The following is an 18,635-nucleotide window of genomic DNA, read 5'->3' as shown; positions in this document are numbered from 1 at the left end:
GTGAACAATTTCTTTTCCCCACTGTAATACAAGCAGCAAGGCTGCGAGTGAGGTCATGTGGATTTTGATTTTAATTTAATTCTTGTTCCAGTTACGCTGATTCTATTTGCAGTGTGGTTGTTAGATAAACTTGTATTAAAACAGCGTGCAAATAAAGGACGCGGGAACGAAAATTTTGTCATTACATGGGCCTATGACTTTTGGCCAGTTTTAGCTGTAGTACTTGTGCTTCGTTCATTTCTTTATGAACCATTTAATATTCCATCGGACTCTATGGTACCAACTTTAGAAACTGGTGATTTTATTCTGGTGAATAAATTTGATTATGGTGTACGTTTACCTATCGTTAATAAAAAAATTATTGATGTAGGTGAGCCGAAGCGTGGTGATGTAATTGTATTCCGTTATCCACCTCAACCGACTATTAGCTATATTAAACGTGTAATCGGTTTACCTGGTGATCATATTGTTTATGACCATGGGCAATTGATTATTAACGGGAAAAAAGTACCGAAAGTATTAACACAGTTCAGTCGTGAAAAAGATGTGATGGATACGCCAACGTCTATTTATCATAAAGAGACGATTGGTGAGCATACCTTTACGATGCGTGAGCTTGAAGGCGTAAATGTGGCGCGCCAAGCACCGTTTATCAACTATGTTGAAAATGGTAAATATGCAAACCAAGACGGTTTATATTGGGAAGTGACTGTGCCAAAAGGACATTACTTTGCAATGGGGGATAACCGCGATCAAAGTGCAGACAGTCGTTTCTGGGGGTTCGTTCCTGAAGAAAACTTAACAGGACGAGCATTCTACGTGTGGATGCATAAAGAACCGGGTTTACACCTTCCTAACTTTAGCCGAAATGGAAAAATAGATTAAAAACAACCATTAGGAAAAAAAGAAATGCGTAAGGCACAACAGGGTACTTCGTATTTAGCAATTTTATTTGGGGTGGTTATATTTGCAGTTGCAGTAAAAGCTGTACTTGCAGTTTGGCCAGCATATTGGGATGATCGGCTGATTAATAATCAGATAGAAGAGCTTTTACAAGAAAGCTCTTCTGAGATCACACCACAAAAGTTTGTAACACAAATGGATCAGCGACTCGAAATGAACAATATTCGTGATCTCCCCTTTAAAGAGATCGCTCAAGTGTTTAATCAGTCAGGTCTAACGGTCAAAAAGAAATATGAAGTAAGAAAACCTTTCTTATTTAATATTGATTTAGTTTTAACATTTGAGAAGAGTTTTGATAAAACATCAGTTCAAACTAAGTGATCCTCGCTTACTGAGTCGAATCGGATATCAATTTAAGCAGCTTGAATTGTTACAGTTAGCTTTGACTCATCGTTCGGTGAGTCACAAATACAATTACGAGCGCTTAGAGTTTCTCGGTGATTCATTATTAGGCATGATAATCGCTAATTATCTATATCATGCCTATCCAAATGAAAATGAAGGCCGCCTCACGCGTATGCGAGCGACTTTAGTTCGTCAGGAAGCTTTAGGTAAGATTGCAACAGATTTGCAACTTAGTCGGTGTTTAATATTAAGTACAGGCGAGTTGAAGTCTGGTGGTCATCATCGTGAGTCAATATTAGCAGATACGGTAGAAGCGATTATTGGTGCAATCTATCTTGATAGTGGTGATCTCAACTTACTTAAAGATATTGTGCTAAAATGGTACATACCCTATTTAGACCATATAGAACCTACGGATCAACTCAAAGATCCGAAATCACGTTTACAAGAGTATCTACAAGCACGTAAAAAACCTCTCCCTGTTTACGAGGTTGTAGATATTCAGGGTGATGCACCTCATCAGCACTTTAAAGTGGAATGTGTGGTAGATGGTTTACCGAAGATTTATGGTGAGGGTTCAAGTCGTCGTTTTGCCGAGCAGGCAGCAGCGGCGGAAATTTTAAAGTTATTGGAGCAATAACCTGCATGTCGATGCATTCTGATCAAATCAATCCAGATTCAAATGAAAACCAAGATCCTAATAATCTGATTGATCAATTTTTTAGTTCCAAAGGTGTAACAATCCCTTCGGATTTTAAGAGCGGATTTGTGGCGATTGTGGGACGTCCAAATGTGGGTAAATCTACCCTCATGAACCATTTATTGGGTCAAAAGCTCTCTATTACTTCGCGTAAACCTCAAACAACACGTCATAAAATTATTGGTATTGATTCGCGCGAAAAGATGCAGGCGGTATATGTAGATACCCCAGGTATGCATAAAAAAGAAGTGCGTGCTATTAATAAAATGATGAACCGTGCTGCTCATTCTGCATTACGTGACGTTAACTTAGTTTTATTCGTTATCGATGCTTATAAGTGGACTCAAAACGACGATTTAGTGCTTGAAAAACTCAAGAACGCTGAAATGCCGGTTATTTTGGTCATTAATAAGGCGGACACTTTTGAAGATAAAAGGGAGATTCTTCCTCTCATTCAAGAACGTGCCAAACTTATGAATTTTGCTGAGATTGTTCCTGTTTCTGCTTTGCGTGGTGCAAACTTAGAACACTTGAGTGAAACGATTGAGAAATACCTTCCTTATCAACCACCATTGTATTCATTTGATCAGATTACTGACCGCTCTGAACGCTTCTTGGCAAGTGAAATTATTCGCGAAAAAATCATGCGTCAGTTGGGTGAAGAGCTTCCTTATGATTTAACAGTACAAATTGAATCTTTCAAAACAGAAGAAGCAACTGTTAATGAAAAAACTGGTCGTTTAAAACCAGCTTGTACCTATATCGATGCAACGATTTTTGTAGATCGCGCTGGTCAAAAAGCCATTGTGATTGGTGAAAAAGGTACTAAGCTTAAAACGATTGGTATGGATGCTCGTAAAGACATGGAAAAAATGTTTGAGCAAAAAATTATGCTCACACTTTGGGTGAAAGTGAAGGGTGGCTGGTCTGATGATGAGCGTGCTCTCAAAAGCTTAGGATACAGTGATATCTAAAGGATAAGGATGCTGGTATGAAAACAATTACATCATTAATCGCTATAGTTGGATGTACATTGATGTTACAAGGTTGTGTATATAAGCTTGTAACCGTACCAGTAGGTATCGCCTATAAAACTACTAAAGGTGTAGTTAAAGGTACAGCAGCTGTTGTAGGTGCTGTTATTCCTGATGGTGATGATGAGGATGATAAAAAAGAAAAAGAATCTGAGGAATAGATTCTTTTTATGATGCGCAATGAAGTCCTCCATGGATATATGATTCATCACCGTAAGTACCGTGAAAAAAGTCATATTGTGCATCTTTTTACTCAGGAATATGGGCGAGTCGATGGTATTTTAAGACAGACTCCGCCCCCTCAATATCAGCCTATTCGAATGCAAGCCACAGGTAAAAGTGAACTCAAAAATTTTACTAAGCTGGAAATATTAAATCAGCCTGTTTTCTTTTTTGGTGATGCTTTTTTTGCTGGTTTTTATCTAAATGAAATTGTTCTTAGACTTTGCCCATTAGAAGAGGCAATGCCACAAACTTTTGAACAATATCAGTTAACTTTGCTTCAATTACAGCAATTATCTTCCCACGAAAATCCTGATCTTTTTCTGAGACAGATTTTGCGCCAGTTCGAGCATGTTTTACTTCCTGAGCTGGGTTACGCGATTGATTTCTTAATTGATACTCAACAACAGCCAATACAGGCTCACCAGTTTTATCAATTTCAGGTGACCGAAGGTTTTGCGCCTGTTGTTCAGGCAAGTCGTTCTTCATTGTCAGGTAAAGCAATTTTATCTATGCTGGATTATGAGCAAGGCCAGGATTTTTCTCACGAACAATTGCAATTATTAGGTAAACTATACCGTCAAATGATTACATCGCTTTTAGGAGATCGTCCCCTAAAAAGTCGACAATTGTGGATTCAAAATACTCAAACTCAATCGTAATTAGGATTTATTTATGGCTGCATTGCTTGGTGTAAACATAGACCATGTTGCTACTTTGAGACAGGCGCGCGGTACTACTTATCCAGACCCTGTAGAAGCTGCTCTTATTTGTGAAGAAGCGGGTGCAGAGGGGATTACTTTGCATTTGCGTGAAGACCGTCGCCATATTCAAGATGACGATGTACGTCGCATGCGTCCATTATTAAAAACACGTATGAATCTAGAGTTGGCTGTTACTGATGAAATGGTCGAGTTTGCGAAAGAAATTCAGCCGCAGCACGTGTGTTTTGTGCCAGAAAGACGCCAAGAAGTAACAACTGAAGGCGGTTTAGATGTAGTAGGTAACTTTGAAAAAGTTAAAGCAGCAACTCAAACTTTAGCGGCTATTGGTTGTGATGTATCATTATTTATTGATGCTGATTTAGCTCAAATTGATGCAGCAGTTGCGTGTGGCGCACCTACGATTGAGTTGCACACGGGTGCATATGCGGATGCGGAAACGGAGCAAGATCAACAAGCCGAGTTAGAGCGCATTATCAAAGGTGTTGAGTATGCAGCTTCAAAAGGTTTGGTTGTAAATGCAGGTCATGGCCTTAACCTTAAAAATATTGCGCCAATTGCAGCTATTCCACAAATTCATGAATTAAACATTGGTCATTCAATTATTGCTGAAAGTGTTTTTGTAGGTCTGGTTCAAGCTGTTAAAGATATGAAAACAGCGATTCAGGCAGCAGGATAGTTGGTTATGTCGAGTATCAATTACGATGAATTAATGCAACCTGTGGTGGCCTTTTTAGGATGTCAAACACCAAATGCATGGTTGGATGAGGCAATCAATAATTTAGATATCTTGATGCAAGATCATGCTAATTGTGAAAAGAAAGCTGCTAGTACAGCAATGAACTTAATGTTCCGCTATAGCTTCTTTCCTGACTTACAAGTAAAACTTGCTCAACTTGTACGAGAAGAAATGCTTCACTATGAACAAGTACTTGAGCTTATGGCTAAGCGCGGTCAAGAGTGGACTGGTTTAAGTGCTGGGCGTTATGCAGGTGGGTTGCGTAAAGAGATTCGTACGTATGAGCCAGAAGCTTTAATTGATGTGCTGGTGATTGGTGCATTCGTAGAGGCTCGTTCATGTGAGCGTTTTTATGCACTTGCACCGCGTGTAGATGATGAGTTAGGACGTTATTATCGATACTTGCTTAAGTCAGAATCTCGTCATTTTGAAGACTATCTTGCACTTGCGCTTGATGTGGCGAAAACTGCAAAAATGAAAGATCCTAAAGAGGATATTCAACAGCGAATAAATCATATCCGTGAAGTTGAAAAGAATCTGATTTTAACACCAGATGATACTTTCCGTTTTCATAGTGGTATTCCTGCTTAGTCTTGGATGTCTAAAATAAAAAAAGTTTACCTTTCACGGTAAACTTTTTTATTAGGTGCACATTATCTCTTCGGCAGTAAGCATGTTCTGCTTTTAGTTTTTTAATGCATATAATTATTTAATAAATATATTTTTTCTAGATTTTAATTTCTCTTAAAATTTTTAAAAAAACTTTTATTTTTTTAGGCTAATAATAAATATTGTGTAAATATAAAGGCTGATATGTTCATCATGAGTTCAACTGAAATAGTTGATCATTTCTAAGGATATAAGAATGTTAGGATTAGTTACAGGTGCCTCAGCGGGCTTTGGTTATAGCATTTCAAAAAAGCTGATTGAGTTAGGATATAACGTTATTGGTTGCGGAAGACGAGCAGAAAAACTAGAAGAACTAAAACAAGAACTTGGTGAAAAATTCTACCCATTAGTATTTGACATGACAGATACCGCAGAAAATATAAATAAAGTATTGGTTGATTTACCAGCCGAATTTCAAATCGGTCAAATTGATTTATTGGTGAATAATGCTGGATTGGCATTAGGATTGGAACCCGCAGATAAAGCAGAATTGGATGATTGGTACACGATGATTGATACCAATGTTAAGGGGCTTGTTACGATTACCCGATTAATTTTGCCAAGTATGGTAAAGAAAAAATCAGGTTTGATTATTAATATGGGCTCAATTGCAGGTACATACCCATACCCAGGGGGTAATGTGTATGGGGCAACCAAAGCATTTGTGGAGCAATTTAGTCTAAATCTTCGTGCTGATTTGGCTGGTACTGGTGTGCGCGTAACTAACATTGAACCAGGGTTGTGTGGAGGTACTGAATTTTCTCTTGTGCGTTTTAAAGGTGATGAGAATAAAGTAAACAGTCTATATGATAAAAAGAATCCACTTTTGCCTGAAGATATTGCAAATACGGTAGCTTGGATTGCTTCACAACCGCCACACATTAATATTAATCGTATTGAAATGATGCCGACCACTCAATCTTTTAATCCTTTAAAAGTGGTTGAAGTGGAATAATAATTTGAGAAGAAAATATATTCTTTCGAGTTAGGTTAGTGCGTTAAACCTAACAAAGACTCTAATAAAAAATTAAATCCTCTAGCTGCTGATAGAGGATTTTTTTTATAGTTATTGATAAATTTATGGCAAAAAAAAGCCCGCTTTAATGCTGCGGGCTTTTTAGTATTTGGCTCTCCCACCTGGGCTCGAACCAGGGACCTGCGGATTAACAGTCCGTCGCTCTACCGACTGAGCTATGGGAGAATCTGCATGCGATTATAAGGAGATTTTGAGAAGGGTCAAGTCTAAATTGTCATGTTTAATTCATTTTTGTGTCATATGCTTTTTATTTGATCAGTTGAGTGGTGAGTTAAGAAATTACTTGCACTTTAAAAAATCAATTGCTAGATTCAAAAAAGAACAAGCGTTTGGAGAAATCCAAACAGTGTGGATTTAAACCAACTTGCCAGCACTAAAATGGCTAAATCGGAGATAAGTATGAAAACGCTTACGATCGCTTCTATTTTTTCTAATTTTGATTTCTATCAACACAATTATCTGAATATCTTAAATCAATCAGAATCTTATTACACACCCGTAGAAAGTGCATGGATTAATACTTATCCTTTCAAAAAGCAGAATTTGTATTTAGGCGATTTATTGCAGCTTTGGTTTAGCTCTAAATGGAATGTGCATAATGCACTTAAGATTTTAAAAAGCTCGAAACTACTAAACTCCTCTGAATCTTTATATATTTTTCAATTAGAAGGTGAGTTATTGCTGGGTAAAAATAAAGTTTTAGCTTGGTCTGTAGAGCATCAAGAAATTATAGAGCTCCAACTTAAAAATATTTGGGCGCCGTATGTGATTGCACAAACTTGTAAACGTCCAGATAATTCAGGTGATTCAATAAAAAAGGCAGCGGTTTAAGGCTGCCTTTAATCATTATGGACGAATAATCATGCAGGTTGCTGTTGCATAGGCATACAGTTTACCTTCCTCATCAATAATCTTTCCTTCAGAAATACCTAAATTTTTACTTAAATTAATAACTTTGCCTGTGGCAATTAAAGCCTGATTTTGGGGAATAGGGCGGCACATTTTTACGTTAAGGTCGATTGTGCCGTAACCTACACCCGCAGGTAACATCGTATGTACTGCACAGCCAGTCACTGAATCTAGGACTGTGGCAGCAAAACCGCCATGTACGCCACCGAGTGGATTTAAATGGTTATGATCTGCTTGAGCTTTAAAAGTAACAGATCCTTCTGAAATTTCAGTAGGTTGCATAGGTATTGTTTTACTAATGCTGGCAGGTGGAATATGGCCTTCTATCATTGCTTGTAAAAATTCAAGGCCAGTCATTTCCATCGGATTTTTCATTTTTTGGGTCCTTTAATTCTTTAAGTTCTAAAATAGAACTTGATATTAGCCTATTATTAAGTCATCGATAAGTCAATTCTAGTGTTAAAGATTGAACTGATAAGTTGAATTTTAAAATTTTGTTCATTTAATATAAAATTCCTTTATTATAAAAATTGAATTAAATGAGTTGCATAATGAATTAGATAGATAAGAAAGGCTTCTTTTACACTATAAGAAATAACAGGAGCATAAGGACAATGCTTTTTAAAATTGCACTCATAATGGCGGCTTTTGCAGCAAATTCTGTATTGTGTCGTTTGGCTTTGGTTGGCCGACATATTGACCCAATGACTTTTAGTCTAATACGAGTGGGAAGTGGTGCGGTTGTTTTATTTGGACTGTTTTTATATTCAAAATCGTCTCAAACCAAAGTCCAATGGAGTTTAAAAAACGCATTTTTTCTAGCGGTTTATATTTTGGCATTTTCATATGCTTATCTTCAGATCGACGCTGGTATTGGTGCTCTTTTATTGTTTGGGGTTGTACAGCTGACTATGGTGCTTTATGGCTATTGGCAGGGTGAACAGATTGGCATATACCGTGGTATAGGCTTATGTATTGCTTTGGCTGGAATCATTGTTTTGTTATTACCCGATACTCATGCGCCTGATTGGGGATATGCTCTAATTATGGTGATATCTGGGTTGGCATGGGCAGGATACAGCATTGCTGGTCGTAATATGACACAACCGATTGGTAGTACGTTGGCAAATTTTACGCTAGCTGTGCCAATGGTTTTGTTGGCGAATGTATTACTTGCCCAAGATCGCTACATTGACATGCAAGGATGGGTCTTAGCGATTTTGTCGGGCGGTGTCACTTCAAGCGGGGCTTATGTACTCTGGTATGCAATTTTGAAGCATATTGATCGAGTGACAGCGAGTACAGTACAGCTAAGTGTGCCATGTTTGGCGATTATAGGTGGAAGCCTATTTGTAAATGAGACTGTGACAGGGCGAGTGATTTTATCGAGTTTTATGGTTTTATTTGGAATTTTATTAGTCATTTATATAAGACCTCAAAAAGCCAAAAATGCATAAGTGAATTAAAAAAGGGTTCTCTCAAGAGAACCCTTTTTATGCAAAATGCAGATTATTTCGCAGCTTTTTCAGCTTCAATTGAAGCAATAGCAGCGTCTACACCTTCAATTGAGTCAGCAGCTTTTTTGATACGTGCTAACGCATCAACGAGTACTTCGTCAGCTGTTGCATATGAAATACGCATAAAACCGCCTAAACCAAATGCATCACCAGGAACAACTGCTACGCCAGTTTCTTCTAGTAACCATTCAGAGAACTCTGTGCAAGATTTTAAGCCTTTTGCACGAATAAGAGGACGAATGTTTGCATAGGCATAGAAAGCGCCATCAGCAGGTAAGCAAGAGATACCTTTAATATCATTTAAGCCATTTACAACTAAGTCATGACGGCGTTTAAACGCTTCAATCATAGGTTGTAAAACGTCTTGTGGACCATTCAATGCAGCTTCAGCAGCAACTTGCGAAATAGAAGTTGGGTTAGAAGTTGACTGTGATTGGATCTTTTTCATTGCACCAATGATTTTCGCTGGACCGGCTGCATAGCCAATACGCCAACCTGTCATTGCATATGCCTTAGAAACACCGTTTAAAACAATCGTGCGGTCATATAAATCAGGTGCAACAGTTGCGATGTTGTAGAACTCATCTTCCCAACGAATCGGTTCATACATATCGTCAGATGCAACAAATACTTGTGGATGACGACGTAAAACTTCAGCTAAAGCTTCTAATTCAGCTTTGCTATAAATCATGCCTGTTGGGTTAGATGGGCTGTTTAATACAACTAAACGAGTGTTAGGTGTAATAGCAGCTTCTAATTGTTCAGGAGTGATTTTGAAGCGTTGGTCTTCGCCACATTTCACAATGACTGGAGTACCTTCAGCAATAATGACCATATCTGGATAGCTTACCCAGAAAGGTGCTGGAATAATAACTTCATCGCCTTTGTTTAATAGAGCAAGTGCCAAGTTAAAGAAGCTTTGTTTACCACCACAAGAAACCAAGATCTGGTTCGCTTGATAATCAAGATTATTATCACGCTTGAACTTAGCAATAATTGCTTTTTTTAACCCAGGAGTACCATCTACAGCCGTATATTTGGTGAAACCATTATTAATCGCTTCAATTGCAGCATCTTTGATGTGTTGAGGGGTATCAAAATCTGGCTCGCCAGCACCTAAACCAATCACGTTCTTGCCAGCAGCTTTAAGTTCAGCAGCTTTGTTTGTTACAGCAAGTGTAGGGGACGGTTTGATAGCATTGACACGATCAGAAAGACGTACGTCCACGGCAATATTCCTCTTATGGGATTAAAAAATAAAAAGCATACTATCTTATCGCAAAAATTAAGCAATTTGCGGATACGGGTATTTTTAGATGTAAAAAAGTTTAATTTAAGAAGATTCTTGTTGCTGTTTTACTCAATTGAAGCTTTTTTGAAAAGAAATGATAAAAATCATTTATAATAGGTCGCAATCGAAATTTCGAGAATGAATCATGACTGAGCAACAGCCAAAACAGAAAAAGGCTTTGGTGAAATTGCCATTCCCAATGCCGAATGAAAGCAATCAAGCAGATGATGCGGTACACAACCAAGTGCGTCCAAAACCAGAGCAATATGCGGATAGAACATGGATGCCTCCACGTGGTACGCGTCGTTCTATGGGAAAACGCTAATTTTTGAAAAACAGGCAATATGCCTGTTTTTTATTGATTGAATAAAATTTCTTGATAATAACTTTTTTTCTTTTGATACATGTGATGGTCTGCTCGTTTTAACATGTCCTCAATCTGTTCATTTGTTTGAGTGGTTGCATGTCCAATTGCAATACTTACTGGATGGCTTGAATAATATTGATTATCGATATTAAAAAGCTCCTGAATCGTTTGAAGCATGATTTGAACGTGCGCTTCATCTGCACCTGGCATTAAGATCACGAACTCATCACCACCGATTCTGGATGCAGTATAGGCTGTATTTGAAATAGCCTGACTTAAAATATTTCCAACACGGCGTAATAAACCATCTCCAATATCATGCCCAAACTGGTCATTTGTTTCTTTTAATCCATTCATATCTAAAAAAATTGAAGAAACTGGTCGAATAATACTTCGGTTTAAGCGATTAAGTTCCTCTGTAAAAAAAGCACGGTTATATAGTTTGGTAAGAACATCGTGTTGCCCTAAATATTCGAGATAGTTTTCCGCTTTTTTCCGTGCAGTAATATCTGTCAGTGCAACTTGTACTAATCCCCAAGTCTCTTCATATCCCGGAAAAACGGTAAATTGAAGCAAAACATTTCTTATTTGGCCATCTAAAGCGTAGTTAACGGCTTCACGTTTATGATGGATATTGCCTTGCCATAACTCGATGAGTTGTTCTCGAAAGGTTTCAACCATTTCTTCAGCAAAAATCTTATGTGTATTTCTTAAAAGTGTCGACTTATCAGGAGCTTTAAATAAATCTATCGTGGCCTGATTAACATCTAAAATTAAAATATCTTCTACACACTGGCGGACAAACTCAGGATGAACATCTAGAAAAGTTCTAAAATCTTCAATTCCCAATAGCCTAAGTTGATCAATTCTATTCTTTATACGGCTGAAATCCTCGACCCACAGTGAAGTAGGTGAGTAGATAAACATAGATTCAGCCAGTCGACGATTTTTTTCTTCCTGACGGAGTGCATTTTGATAAGGGGTAATATCTTCTGTAGTAATTAATACACGTTCAAAGGTAGATTCAGAACCAGGTAAAATAGACCCTCTTAACTGAACATCAATACGTTTGCCTGATAAGGTGTAATTCACGGTAGTGCTTGAAAAATGGGTTTTGCCATTCCATAACGCTTCAAGCTCATAAATATGTGATTCGAACATTTCCTTTTTAAAAATAAGATTCAAATTTGAATATAGTTCTTCGTGGGTTGTTGCTTCAAAAAGTTCTAAAGTTTTTTGATTAACACGAATAATTTTAATTTTATGAGCACATTCAATAACTAAGTGTTTATTTTGATTTAAAAATTCATGGAGGTTTTCAATTCCTTGCTTTCTCCATAAATCAAATTGTTGTTTAACTTCACTGAAATCCTCAATCCACATTGGAATTGGGCTAAGGTCAAAAATCGAAGAATCTAAAGTTTCCATATGTTTCTTTAAGTATTCAGTTTGCCTTAAAGTATAATGAGAAAAATTAAGATTTGGGAGGATAAAGAGTTTAAATATATTAGAATAATTAAAAATAAAAGGATTAAATGTAATTAAAAATAAAATAATGAGAAAGCAGAGATTATCTGCTTAACTCATAAATTCATAAGAAAAATTAACGATTAATAGGGTGATCAATGTTTTTTTCACCACGCCATAACTTAATAAAATCTTGCTCATCAAAATCGTAAAGTTCCATCAGTGCAACAACAGCACTCACAAAAATCATGGCACCTTCAGAGTTTCCATGAAGATTGAAAATTTTACCGTTTAACTTCCCTAAAATATCACTAAGCTCATGATCACGGCCTCGTCCATAACGATCTCGTGGGTACAACTCTTCATTTAAGACAATAAGAGCTATGGCTTTTTCAGCATCTGATAAATCAGTTTTATCTAAAGCTTCTTCAAATGATTCACTGCCATGATTAAAGTAAAAAATAACTTCATCATTAATGAAACTTTGTACCATCTTTTGAGTTAAAGTCGGAAATTGTGATACTGCATTATCTTCTACATAGGGTTTAAAAGATTCCGGAAAGATAACGTTATGATAAATCCCTTTAAAAAGAGGAGCGATTTCGGAAACTTTATAACCCGCAATGCCACAACCTAATGCAGTAATGAAATATTTCATTTTAGGATGATTTTTTGTGTATATCTTAAAGTCTTCAACATAATGCTGAATTTGTGAAAGTGGCATTTGTTGAATGTGTTCATTTAAAGTTGGAATTGCAAAGCTTTGACCAGCCCAGCCACGACCTACACCTTCAACTGCTCCGAAGTGCTGACTTGCAACGCGCGCTGCACCACTACCGTGTTGTCCAGCAAGATTACTTCCAAATACAAAAACTGTATCTTCGGGAAGTTCGGTTACAATACTTTCATCATGATATTGATAGGTCATGGTTATACTTTTTGTTTAATGGATAGCTTCATGTTGCAACCGATTAGGGTATTGGTCAAGTGTTAAGATGCTTAATCTTTTACATTGAATTTCCAGCTCAATTTAGACTTTAAATTAAGATAAAAATCCCCATTAAAAGGGGAGACGTTAAATTCAATTTTTCATAAAGAGAGATAACTTTGAACGAAAATCAACCTTTTGATTTGGTCACTCATTATCAGCCAGCAGGTGATCAGCCACAGGCCATTGAAAAGCTGGTAAATGGTATCGAGCATGGTTTTCGTAATCAGTTATTGCTGGGTGTAACTGGCTCGGGTAAAACCTATACCATGGCGAATGTGATCGCTCAAACACAGCGACCTACAATTGTGATGGCTCATAACAAAACTTTGGCTGCCCAGCTTTATGGAGAGTTTAAAGCGTTCTTCCCTAATAATGCGGTTGAGTATTTCGTAAGTTACTATGATTACTATCAACCCGAGGCTTACGTTCCATCCTCAGATACTTTTATTGAAAAAGATGCTGCCATTAACGATCACATTGACCAGATGCGACTATCAGCAACACGTGCTTTATTAGAGCGTCGTGATGCAATTATTGTGGCCTCGGTTTCTGCAATTTATGGTTTGGGTGATCCAAATGCTTATATGCAAATGTTACTGCATGTGGTTGAGGGCGACCGTGTAAGTCGTGATGAAATTATCCGCCGTTTGGTTGAAATGCAATATACGCGTAATGAACTTGAGTTCTTACGTGGTACATATCGAATTCGCGGCGAAATTATTGATATTTTCCCTGCCGAATCTGATCAACATGCGATTCGTATTGAACTATTTGATGACGAGGTCGATTCGATCCGTTGGTTTGACCCGTTAACGGGTAAAATGGTTCGTAAAGTTCCACGTGTTACGATTTATCCAAAAAGCCACTATGTAACACCGAAGGATCATCTGACTCGTGCTATTGATACAATTAAAGATGAGTTACAAGATCAACTTAAATTCTTCCGTGAACATGACAAATTGCTGGAAGCCCAGCGTATTGAGCAGCGTACCCGTTATGATTTAGAAATGATGCAACAGTTGGGCTATACCAATGGTATCGAAAACTATTCACGTCATTTATCGGGCCGTCCAGCTGGTGAAGCGCCTCCAACTTTATTTGATTATGTACCAGAAGATGCATTGCTGATTATTGATGAGTCACACGTTACAGTTCCGCAAATTGGGGCGATGTATAAAGGCGACCGATCACGTAAAGAAAATTTAGTGAATTACGGGTTCCGTTTACCAAGCGCACTTGATAATCGACCAATGAAATTTGAAGAGTGGGAACGCATTGTGCCGACGACTATTTTTGTCAGTGCAACACCTGCTAAATATGAGCTAGAAAAGTCTGACCAAGTGGTTGAACAAGTGGTACGTCCAACAGGATTAATTGACCCTGAAATTGAAGTTCGCCCAGTACTTACTCAAGTCGATGATGTTCTTTCTGAAATTAATATTCGTAAGAACCTAAATGAACGTGTGTTGGTGACCACTTTAACAAAGCGTATGGCGGAAGATCTGACTTCTTATTTAAAAGAATACGGGGTTAAAGTCGCTTATTTACACTCTGATATTGATACTGTTGAACGTGTCAAAATTATTCATGAGTTACGTACAGGTGTATTCGACGTTTTAGTTGGTATTAACTTGTTGCGTGAAGGTCTCGACATGCCAGAAGTTTCTTTAGTTGCTATTTTAGATGCAGATAAAGAAGGTTTTTTACGTTCAGAACGTTCACTCATTCAGACAATTGGTCGTGCCGCGCGTAACGTGAAAGGTAAAGCAATTTTATATGCTGACCGAATTACTGATTCTATGCAAAAAGCAATAGATGAGACTGAACGCCGTAGAGCTAAACAAATCGAGTTCAACGAGTTGCATGGTATTACTCCACGTAGTGCTGTTCGTCAGGTCATCAAAGAAATTGATTCAGGCGAAGTGCTTTCAGACGACGAAATTGATGAGAAGGTGCTTGAACAAGCACAAGCTTTAAGTGCTGACGAAAGACATATTCTCTCTGACCCAAAATTGTTTAGTAAGCATATTACTAAGCTTGAAAAAGAGATGTTAAAAGCTTCGAAAGATTTACAGTTTGAGCAAGCAGCACGGATACGTGATGAAATCATTCGACTGAAAGCGCAAATGTTGCAATAAACGAATACATAACGCTACATAATGTGTTTAAAAAACAAGCTACTGTAGATATTTGAGTTCTTTTGTATTCACAACTAATCGTTGAGGGCAACAATGGCATTTCGAAATAATGTTCCGCAAGCCAGCTGGCGTTTGGCTAAAATTGCGTTGGGCGGTGTCGTTTTGGCTGGTTTGGCTGTTGGAACCTATGTCTATGCCCAGCCGAAACCTTTGCAAACTGTCTATAAAGTTGAACTGGACCGATATTTAGGTGTTTGGTATGAAGTCGCGCGTAAACCTGCATTTTTCCAAAAAAAGTGTGCTTATAATGTATCTGCAACCTACACCTTAAACGAAAATGGAAATCTAGTAGTAGATAATCGCTGCTACGATAATAGAAAACAATTACAGCAATCTATCGGGGAGGCCTTTGTGGTTAACCCGCCATATAACACCAAATTGAAGGTAAGTTTTTTACCGGAAGCTGTAAGATGGATTCCGGTAATCCGTGGGGATTACTGGATTTTAAAGCTAGATGAAGACTATCAGACTGTTTTAGTCGGGGAGCCTTCACGTAAATACCTTTGGGTGCTATCAAGAAACCCTCATCCAGAGCAAGAAGTGGTGGATGAATATTTAAATTATGCAAAAACATTGGGTTTTGATATTCGAGATGTTATTTGTACAGAACATAAAGAATAGTGGTATATGTCTGATTAAGAAAAAACCATGTTTTTACATGGTTTTTTCTTTTTTATAGTGGATAAATCAAGTATTGTAGTGAGTTGTTTTTATTAAAGTCTAAGAGGTTAATGATGTTTAAGGGCGTGATCTTGTCTGTCATGGCATCATTCACTTTTGGTGTACTTTATTTTTATACTCAATTATTAAGCCAGCTCGATAGTGAGCAAACTTTTGGATGGCGCATTATTGCAACACTACCGTTCCTTACTTTATTTATGTGGTGGAGTGGTGATTTAGCTTATATCAAAAATATCTATCAACGTATTTTGGCTAAGCCTTCTTTACTATTATTATTAATCACAACCTCTATTTTAACCTCAGTACAACTTTGGCTTTTTTTGTGGGGGCCGATGCATGGGCGTGGGTTACAAGTCTCTTTGGGATATTTCTTATTACCGCTGGTTCTTGTCTTAGCTGGAAGTGTGTTGTATGGCGAAAAAATATCAAAATTTCAATGGGTAGCAATTATTCTTGCAGTCATTGGTGTTAGCCATGAGATATGGCGTTTAGGAAGTATTGCGTGGGAAACTGCATTGGTAGCAGTTGGATATTCTGCCTACTTTTTATTACGTAAAAAAATTAAAACAGATAATTTAGGGGGCTTTTGGTGGGATTTGGTCATTATTATGCCCGTTGCGATTTATTTAACTCATACAGGTTTGCTGCCATACAGTAAATTTATAGACCCACCAAGTCTTTCTTTGATCATTATTGGGCTTGGAATTTTAAGTGCTATTGGTCTGGGAAGTTATATTCTGGCAAGTCGCTTTCTACCTTTAGTTGTGTTTGGACTCTTGGGGTATTTGGAACCTGTATTACTTGCTTTAGCTTCTTTAGTTTTAGGGGAGAGCATTGGTCAGGAAGAATGGTTCACTTATATTCCGATTTGGTGTGCTGTTTTTGTACTCGTTTTAGAAGGGGCAATTCATCTTTATCAACAACGGCAAAAAGCCCAAAATCTGCAACTTAATATCACGAAATATCAAAAAAGATTAAAAAATGATGAGTTCAATTAGGTTGTCAGAACCTAAAAAGTAAGAAAAAGCAAAAATTTAGCTGCTTTAAACAATAAGATAATAAAAAATAATTATAGGTATTTTATGAATTTATGATGAATTTTAGGAAAATCTAGTCACTAACGTCAGCTTTTGATTCATTCTTGCCAATAATTCCATTACAATTACGGGGTTTTAAAAATCACGCCTAGATATAATTAATTAGAGGACGTATCTGTGAGCAAAGACACTATCATCGCCCTGCACGCTGAACACCAAGGCCGTTGGAAAAACCGTGAAGAAATCGCGGAACGTATGATTGCATTAATCGGTCAATTATACCGTGAAAAAAATATTGTCGTATCTGTTTACGGTCGCTCTTTAATTAACCGTTCTGTTATCCAAATTTTGAAAACTCACCGTCGTACACGTGTTGTAGACGTTGAGCTTTCTGTTGTAAATACTTTCCCAATTTTAGAAGCTTTAGCAAAAGTTGAAAATATTGGTTCTGCAGAAGTTGATATCGGTAAACTTGCTGTTGAATATAAAGAAAAAGGCGGTGATGTTGATGCTTTTGTTGCTCAATCAGTTGAGTCAATCAAAGGTAGCGCAACTTCTGAACAACCTAAAGATGTAGTTCTTTACGGTTTTGGTCGTATTGGTCGTATCTTGGCTCGTTTAATCATTAGCCAATCAGGTTTAGGTCGTGGTTTAAGCCTTAAAGCAATCGTTGTACGTAAGTCTTCTGACGGTGACTTAGCAAAACGTGCTTCTTTACTTCGTCGTGACTCTATTCACGGTACTTTCGCTGGTACAATTTCTGTTGATGAAGAAAACGAAGCAATCATTGCTAACGGTAACTTCATTAAAGTGATTTATGCGTCTAGCCCAAGTGAAGTTGACTATACTGAATACGGTATTGAAAACGCACTTTTAATCGACAACACTGGTAAATGGCGTGATGCTGAAGGTCTAAGCCAACACTTGAAATGCCCAGGCGTTGCACGTGTTGTATTGACTGCACCAAGTAAAGGCGAAATGAAAAACGTTGTATTTGGTGTAAACAACACAGATATCTTAGATGAAGACAAAATCATCTCTGCTGCAAGTTGTACAACAAATGCAATTACTCCAATTCTTAAAGTATTGGATGACAAATATAAAGTTCTTAACGGTCATGTTGAAACTGTTCACTCATTTACAAATGACCAGAACTTAATCGATAACTACCATAAAGCAGATCGTCGTGGCCGTGCTGCTACTTTGAACATGGTAATTACAGAGACTGGTGCAGCTAAAGCAGTTGCTAAAGCATTACCTGCATTGAAAGGTAAATTAACTGGTAACTCTGTACGTGTTCCTACACCAAACGTATCTCTTGCAATCTTGAACTTAACGCTTGATAAAGAAGTTGATCGTGAAGAAGTGAACGAATACATTCGTCAAATTTCGATTAACTCTAACCTTCAAGGTCAAATTGGTTATACCAACTCGACTGAAGTTGTATCGAGTGACTTTATCGGTTCTCGTACAGCAGGTGTATACGATGCTCAAGCAACGATTACTTCTGGTAACCGTTTAACTGCTTACGTTTGGTACGATAACGAAGTTGGTTATAGCTGTCAGGTATTACGTATTGCTGAACAAATGTGCGGTGTAAGCTACAAAAAAATCCCAGCAGAATTGAATGCTTAAGATCATTTAACGATCTATAAAATATTTTCACAAAAAGACCCAGTTTAGACTGGGTTTTTTTACAACCGTACAAAATATATGCTGACTATTTTTTGTAAATAAATGAGAATAC

At 37.5% G+C, this 18,635-nt stretch carries 21 protein-coding genes and 1 tRNA gene; 17 read left to right on the top strand and 5 right to left on the bottom strand.

Going from position 1 to position 18,635, the window contains the following annotated elements:
- Positions 1-57 precede the first annotated feature (57 nt).
- The 9 genes from lepB to HMPREF0013_RS15685 all read left to right on the top strand — a co-directional run bounded on the left by lepB (position 58) and on the right by HMPREF0013_RS15685 (position 6,349).
- Positions 58-885 carry a signal peptidase I gene (gene lepB / locus HMPREF0013_RS15725; protein ID WP_002118456.1) on the top strand — a complete coding sequence of 276 codons (828 nt, stop codon included), beginning with the start codon at positions 58-60 and terminating at the stop codon, positions 883-885.
- A 24-nt stretch (positions 886-909) separates the two neighbouring features.
- Positions 910-1,284 carry a DUF4845 domain-containing protein gene (locus tag HMPREF0013_RS15720; RefSeq protein ID WP_005073153.1) on the top strand — a complete coding sequence of 125 codons (375 nt, stop codon included), beginning with the start codon at positions 910-912 and terminating at the stop codon, positions 1,282-1,284.
- On the top strand, positions 1,256-1,948 hold the full coding sequence (gene rnc / locus HMPREF0013_RS15715) for a ribonuclease III (protein WP_005067830.1): 693 nt from the start codon (positions 1,256-1,258) through the stop codon (positions 1,946-1,948). The genes HMPREF0013_RS15720 and rnc overlap by 29 nt, the downstream gene beginning before the upstream one ends.
- Before the next feature lie 11 nt (positions 1,949-1,959).
- The gene (era, locus tag HMPREF0013_RS15710) at positions 1,960-2,982 is read left to right on the top strand and encodes a GTPase Era (RefSeq protein ID WP_014207367.1); all 1,023 of its coding nucleotides are present in this window, start codon (positions 1,960-1,962) and stop codon (positions 2,980-2,982) included.
- A 17-nt stretch (positions 2,983-2,999) separates the two neighbouring features.
- The gene (locus HMPREF0013_RS15705) at positions 3,000-3,203 is read left to right on the top strand and encodes an NF038104 family lipoprotein (protein WP_005067833.1); all 204 of its coding nucleotides are present in this window, start codon (positions 3,000-3,002) and stop codon (positions 3,201-3,203) included.
- A 9-nt stretch (positions 3,204-3,212) separates the two neighbouring features.
- A complete protein-coding gene (gene recO / locus HMPREF0013_RS15700; protein WP_005803836.1) occupies positions 3,213-3,926 on the top strand; it encodes a DNA repair protein RecO in 714 nt (237 codons plus the stop codon).
- 13 nt (positions 3,927-3,939) lie between these two features.
- Positions 3,940-4,665, top strand: coding sequence for a pyridoxine 5'-phosphate synthase (gene pdxJ / locus HMPREF0013_RS15695; protein WP_002118629.1), 726 nt, complete (start codon positions 3,940-3,942; stop codon positions 4,663-4,665).
- Positions 4,666-4,671: 6 nt separating this feature from the next.
- The gene (locus tag HMPREF0013_RS15690; RefSeq protein WP_002118428.1) at positions 4,672-5,316 is read left to right on the top strand and encodes a tRNA-(ms[2]io[6]A)-hydroxylase; all 645 of its coding nucleotides are present in this window, start codon (positions 4,672-4,674) and stop codon (positions 5,314-5,316) included.
- Between the two features lie 274 nt (positions 5,317-5,590).
- Complete coding sequence (locus HMPREF0013_RS15685; protein WP_002118958.1) at positions 5,591-6,349, top strand: SDR family oxidoreductase; 759 nt, start codon at positions 5,591-5,593, stop codon at positions 6,347-6,349.
- Between the two features lie 170 nt (positions 6,350-6,519).
- Here HMPREF0013_RS15685 and HMPREF0013_RS15680 read toward each other — a convergent pair.
- Positions 6,520-6,595 (bottom strand) — tRNA-Asn (locus HMPREF0013_RS15680).
- A gap of 46 nt (positions 6,596-6,641) precedes the next feature.
- Here HMPREF0013_RS15680 and HMPREF0013_RS24615 point away from each other — a divergent pair.
- Both HMPREF0013_RS24615 and HMPREF0013_RS15675 read left to right on the top strand, forming a co-directional pair.
- Complete coding sequence (locus HMPREF0013_RS24615; protein WP_002118487.1) at positions 6,642-6,788, top strand: hypothetical protein; 147 nt, start codon at positions 6,642-6,644, stop codon at positions 6,786-6,788.
- A 41-nt stretch (positions 6,789-6,829) separates the two neighbouring features.
- Complete coding sequence (locus HMPREF0013_RS15675; RefSeq protein ID WP_002118680.1) at positions 6,830-7,261, top strand: hypothetical protein; 432 nt, start codon at positions 6,830-6,832, stop codon at positions 7,259-7,261.
- A 15-nt stretch (positions 7,262-7,276) separates the two neighbouring features.
- Here the strand turns inward: HMPREF0013_RS15675 and HMPREF0013_RS15670 are convergent, their stop codons facing one another.
- Positions 7,277-7,714 (bottom strand): PaaI family thioesterase, encoded by a 438-nt coding sequence (locus HMPREF0013_RS15670; protein ID WP_002119022.1) that lies wholly within the window; start codon positions 7,712-7,714, stop codon positions 7,277-7,279.
- A 239-nt stretch (positions 7,715-7,953) separates the two neighbouring features.
- Here HMPREF0013_RS15670 and HMPREF0013_RS15665 point away from each other — a divergent pair, with 239 nt between their 5' ends.
- Positions 7,954-8,796 carry a DMT family transporter gene (locus HMPREF0013_RS15665; protein ID WP_002118781.1) on the top strand — a complete coding sequence of 281 codons (843 nt, stop codon included), beginning with the start codon at positions 7,954-7,956 and terminating at the stop codon, positions 8,794-8,796.
- Between the two features lie 52 nt (positions 8,797-8,848).
- Here the strand turns inward: HMPREF0013_RS15665 and HMPREF0013_RS15660 are convergent, their stop codons facing one another.
- Entirely contained in the window at positions 8,849-10,084 is a 1,236-nt protein-coding gene (locus HMPREF0013_RS15660) for a pyridoxal phosphate-dependent aminotransferase (protein WP_002118408.1), read from the bottom strand.
- A 208-nt stretch (positions 10,085-10,292) separates the two neighbouring features.
- On the opposite strand from HMPREF0013_RS15660, the gene HMPREF0013_RS15655 reads away from it, so the two are divergent.
- Positions 10,293-10,472: a hypothetical protein gene (locus HMPREF0013_RS15655; protein ID WP_002118942.1), complete on the top strand. Its 180-nt coding sequence runs from the start codon at positions 10,293-10,295 to the stop codon at positions 10,470-10,472.
- Positions 10,473-10,502: 30 nt separating this feature from the next.
- Here HMPREF0013_RS15655 and HMPREF0013_RS15650 read toward each other — a convergent pair whose 3' ends face one another.
- Together HMPREF0013_RS15650 and HMPREF0013_RS15645 are read right to left on the bottom strand one after the other, a co-directional pair.
- Complete coding sequence (locus HMPREF0013_RS15650; RefSeq protein WP_002118677.1) at positions 10,503-11,942, bottom strand: sensor domain-containing diguanylate cyclase; 1,440 nt, start codon at positions 11,940-11,942, stop codon at positions 10,503-10,505.
- Between the two features lie 175 nt (positions 11,943-12,117).
- Positions 12,118-12,909: a hypothetical protein gene (locus tag HMPREF0013_RS15645; protein ID WP_002118650.1), complete on the bottom strand. Its 792-nt coding sequence runs from the start codon at positions 12,907-12,909 to the stop codon at positions 12,118-12,120.
- A 179-nt stretch (positions 12,910-13,088) separates the two neighbouring features.
- Between HMPREF0013_RS15645 and uvrB the strand changes: the two genes are divergently transcribed.
- The 4 genes from uvrB (at position 13,089) to HMPREF0013_RS15625 (ending at position 18,523) form a co-directional block, all read left to right on the top strand.
- Positions 13,089-15,110, top strand: coding sequence for an excinuclease ABC subunit UvrB (uvrB, locus tag HMPREF0013_RS15640; RefSeq protein WP_002118463.1), 2,022 nt, complete (start codon positions 13,089-13,091; stop codon positions 15,108-15,110).
- Positions 15,111-15,203: 93 nt separating this feature from the next.
- Entirely contained in the window at positions 15,204-15,791 is a 588-nt protein-coding gene (locus HMPREF0013_RS15635) for a lipocalin family protein (RefSeq protein ID WP_002118418.1), read from the top strand.
- 110 nt (positions 15,792-15,901) lie between these two features.
- The gene (rarD, locus tag HMPREF0013_RS15630; protein ID WP_078210111.1) at positions 15,902-16,849 is read left to right on the top strand and encodes an EamA family transporter RarD; all 948 of its coding nucleotides are present in this window, start codon (positions 15,902-15,904) and stop codon (positions 16,847-16,849) included.
- A gap of 216 nt (positions 16,850-17,065) precedes the next feature.
- A complete protein-coding gene (locus HMPREF0013_RS15625) occupies positions 17,066-18,523 on the top strand; it encodes a glyceraldehyde-3-phosphate dehydrogenase (protein ID WP_002118702.1) in 1,458 nt (485 codons plus the stop codon).
- Positions 18,524-18,635: the final 112 nt, after the last annotated feature.

The organism is Acinetobacter sp. SH024, from assembly GCF_000163635.1.
GTDB classification, from domain to species: domain Bacteria; phylum Pseudomonadota; class Gammaproteobacteria; order Pseudomonadales; family Moraxellaceae; genus Acinetobacter; species Acinetobacter pittii.
This window is presented reverse-complemented; position numbering and strand designations above follow the sequence as displayed.

Excerpts from the sequence above, each read along its gene's own strand:
- era (WP_014207367.1), top strand. The coding sequence starts at position 1,960 with ATGCATTCTGATCAAATCAATCCAGATTCAAATGAAAACCAAGATCCT.
- HMPREF0013_RS15655 (WP_002118942.1), top strand. The coding sequence starts at position 10,293 with ATGACTGAGCAACAGCCAAAACAGAAAAAGGCTTTGGTGAAATTGCCA.
- HMPREF0013_RS15645 (WP_002118650.1), bottom strand. The coding sequence starts at position 12,909 with ATGACCTATCAATATCATGATGAAAGTATTGTAACCGAACTTCCCGAA.
- recO (WP_005803836.1), top strand. The coding sequence starts at position 3,213 with ATGATGCGCAATGAAGTCCTCCATGGATATATGATTCATCACCGTAAG.
- HMPREF0013_RS15720 (WP_005073153.1), top strand. The coding sequence starts at position 910 with ATGCGTAAGGCACAACAGGGTACTTCGTATTTAGCAATTTTATTTGGG.
- pdxJ (WP_002118629.1), top strand. The coding sequence starts at position 3,940 with ATGGCTGCATTGCTTGGTGTAAACATAGACCATGTTGCTACTTTGAGA.
- HMPREF0013_RS15685 (WP_002118958.1), top strand. The coding sequence starts at position 5,591 with ATGTTAGGATTAGTTACAGGTGCCTCAGCGGGCTTTGGTTATAGCATT.
- HMPREF0013_RS15650 (WP_002118677.1), bottom strand. The coding sequence starts at position 11,942 with ATGGAAACTTTAGATTCTTCGATTTTTGACCTTAGCCCAATTCCAATG.
- HMPREF0013_RS15665 (WP_002118781.1), top strand. The coding sequence starts at position 7,954 with ATGCTTTTTAAAATTGCACTCATAATGGCGGCTTTTGCAGCAAATTCT.
- HMPREF0013_RS15635 (WP_002118418.1), top strand. The coding sequence starts at position 15,204 with ATGGCATTTCGAAATAATGTTCCGCAAGCCAGCTGGCGTTTGGCTAAA.
- HMPREF0013_RS15690 (WP_002118428.1), top strand. The coding sequence starts at position 4,672 with ATGTCGAGTATCAATTACGATGAATTAATGCAACCTGTGGTGGCCTTT.
- HMPREF0013_RS15675 (WP_002118680.1), top strand. The coding sequence starts at position 6,830 with ATGAAAACGCTTACGATCGCTTCTATTTTTTCTAATTTTGATTTCTAT.
- rarD (WP_078210111.1), top strand. The coding sequence starts at position 15,902 with ATGATGTTTAAGGGCGTGATCTTGTCTGTCATGGCATCATTCACTTTT.
- HMPREF0013_RS15670 (WP_002119022.1), bottom strand. The coding sequence starts at position 7,714 with ATGAAAAATCCGATGGAAATGACTGGCCTTGAATTTTTACAAGCAATG.
- HMPREF0013_RS15705 (WP_005067833.1), top strand. The coding sequence starts at position 3,000 with ATGAAAACAATTACATCATTAATCGCTATAGTTGGATGTACATTGATG.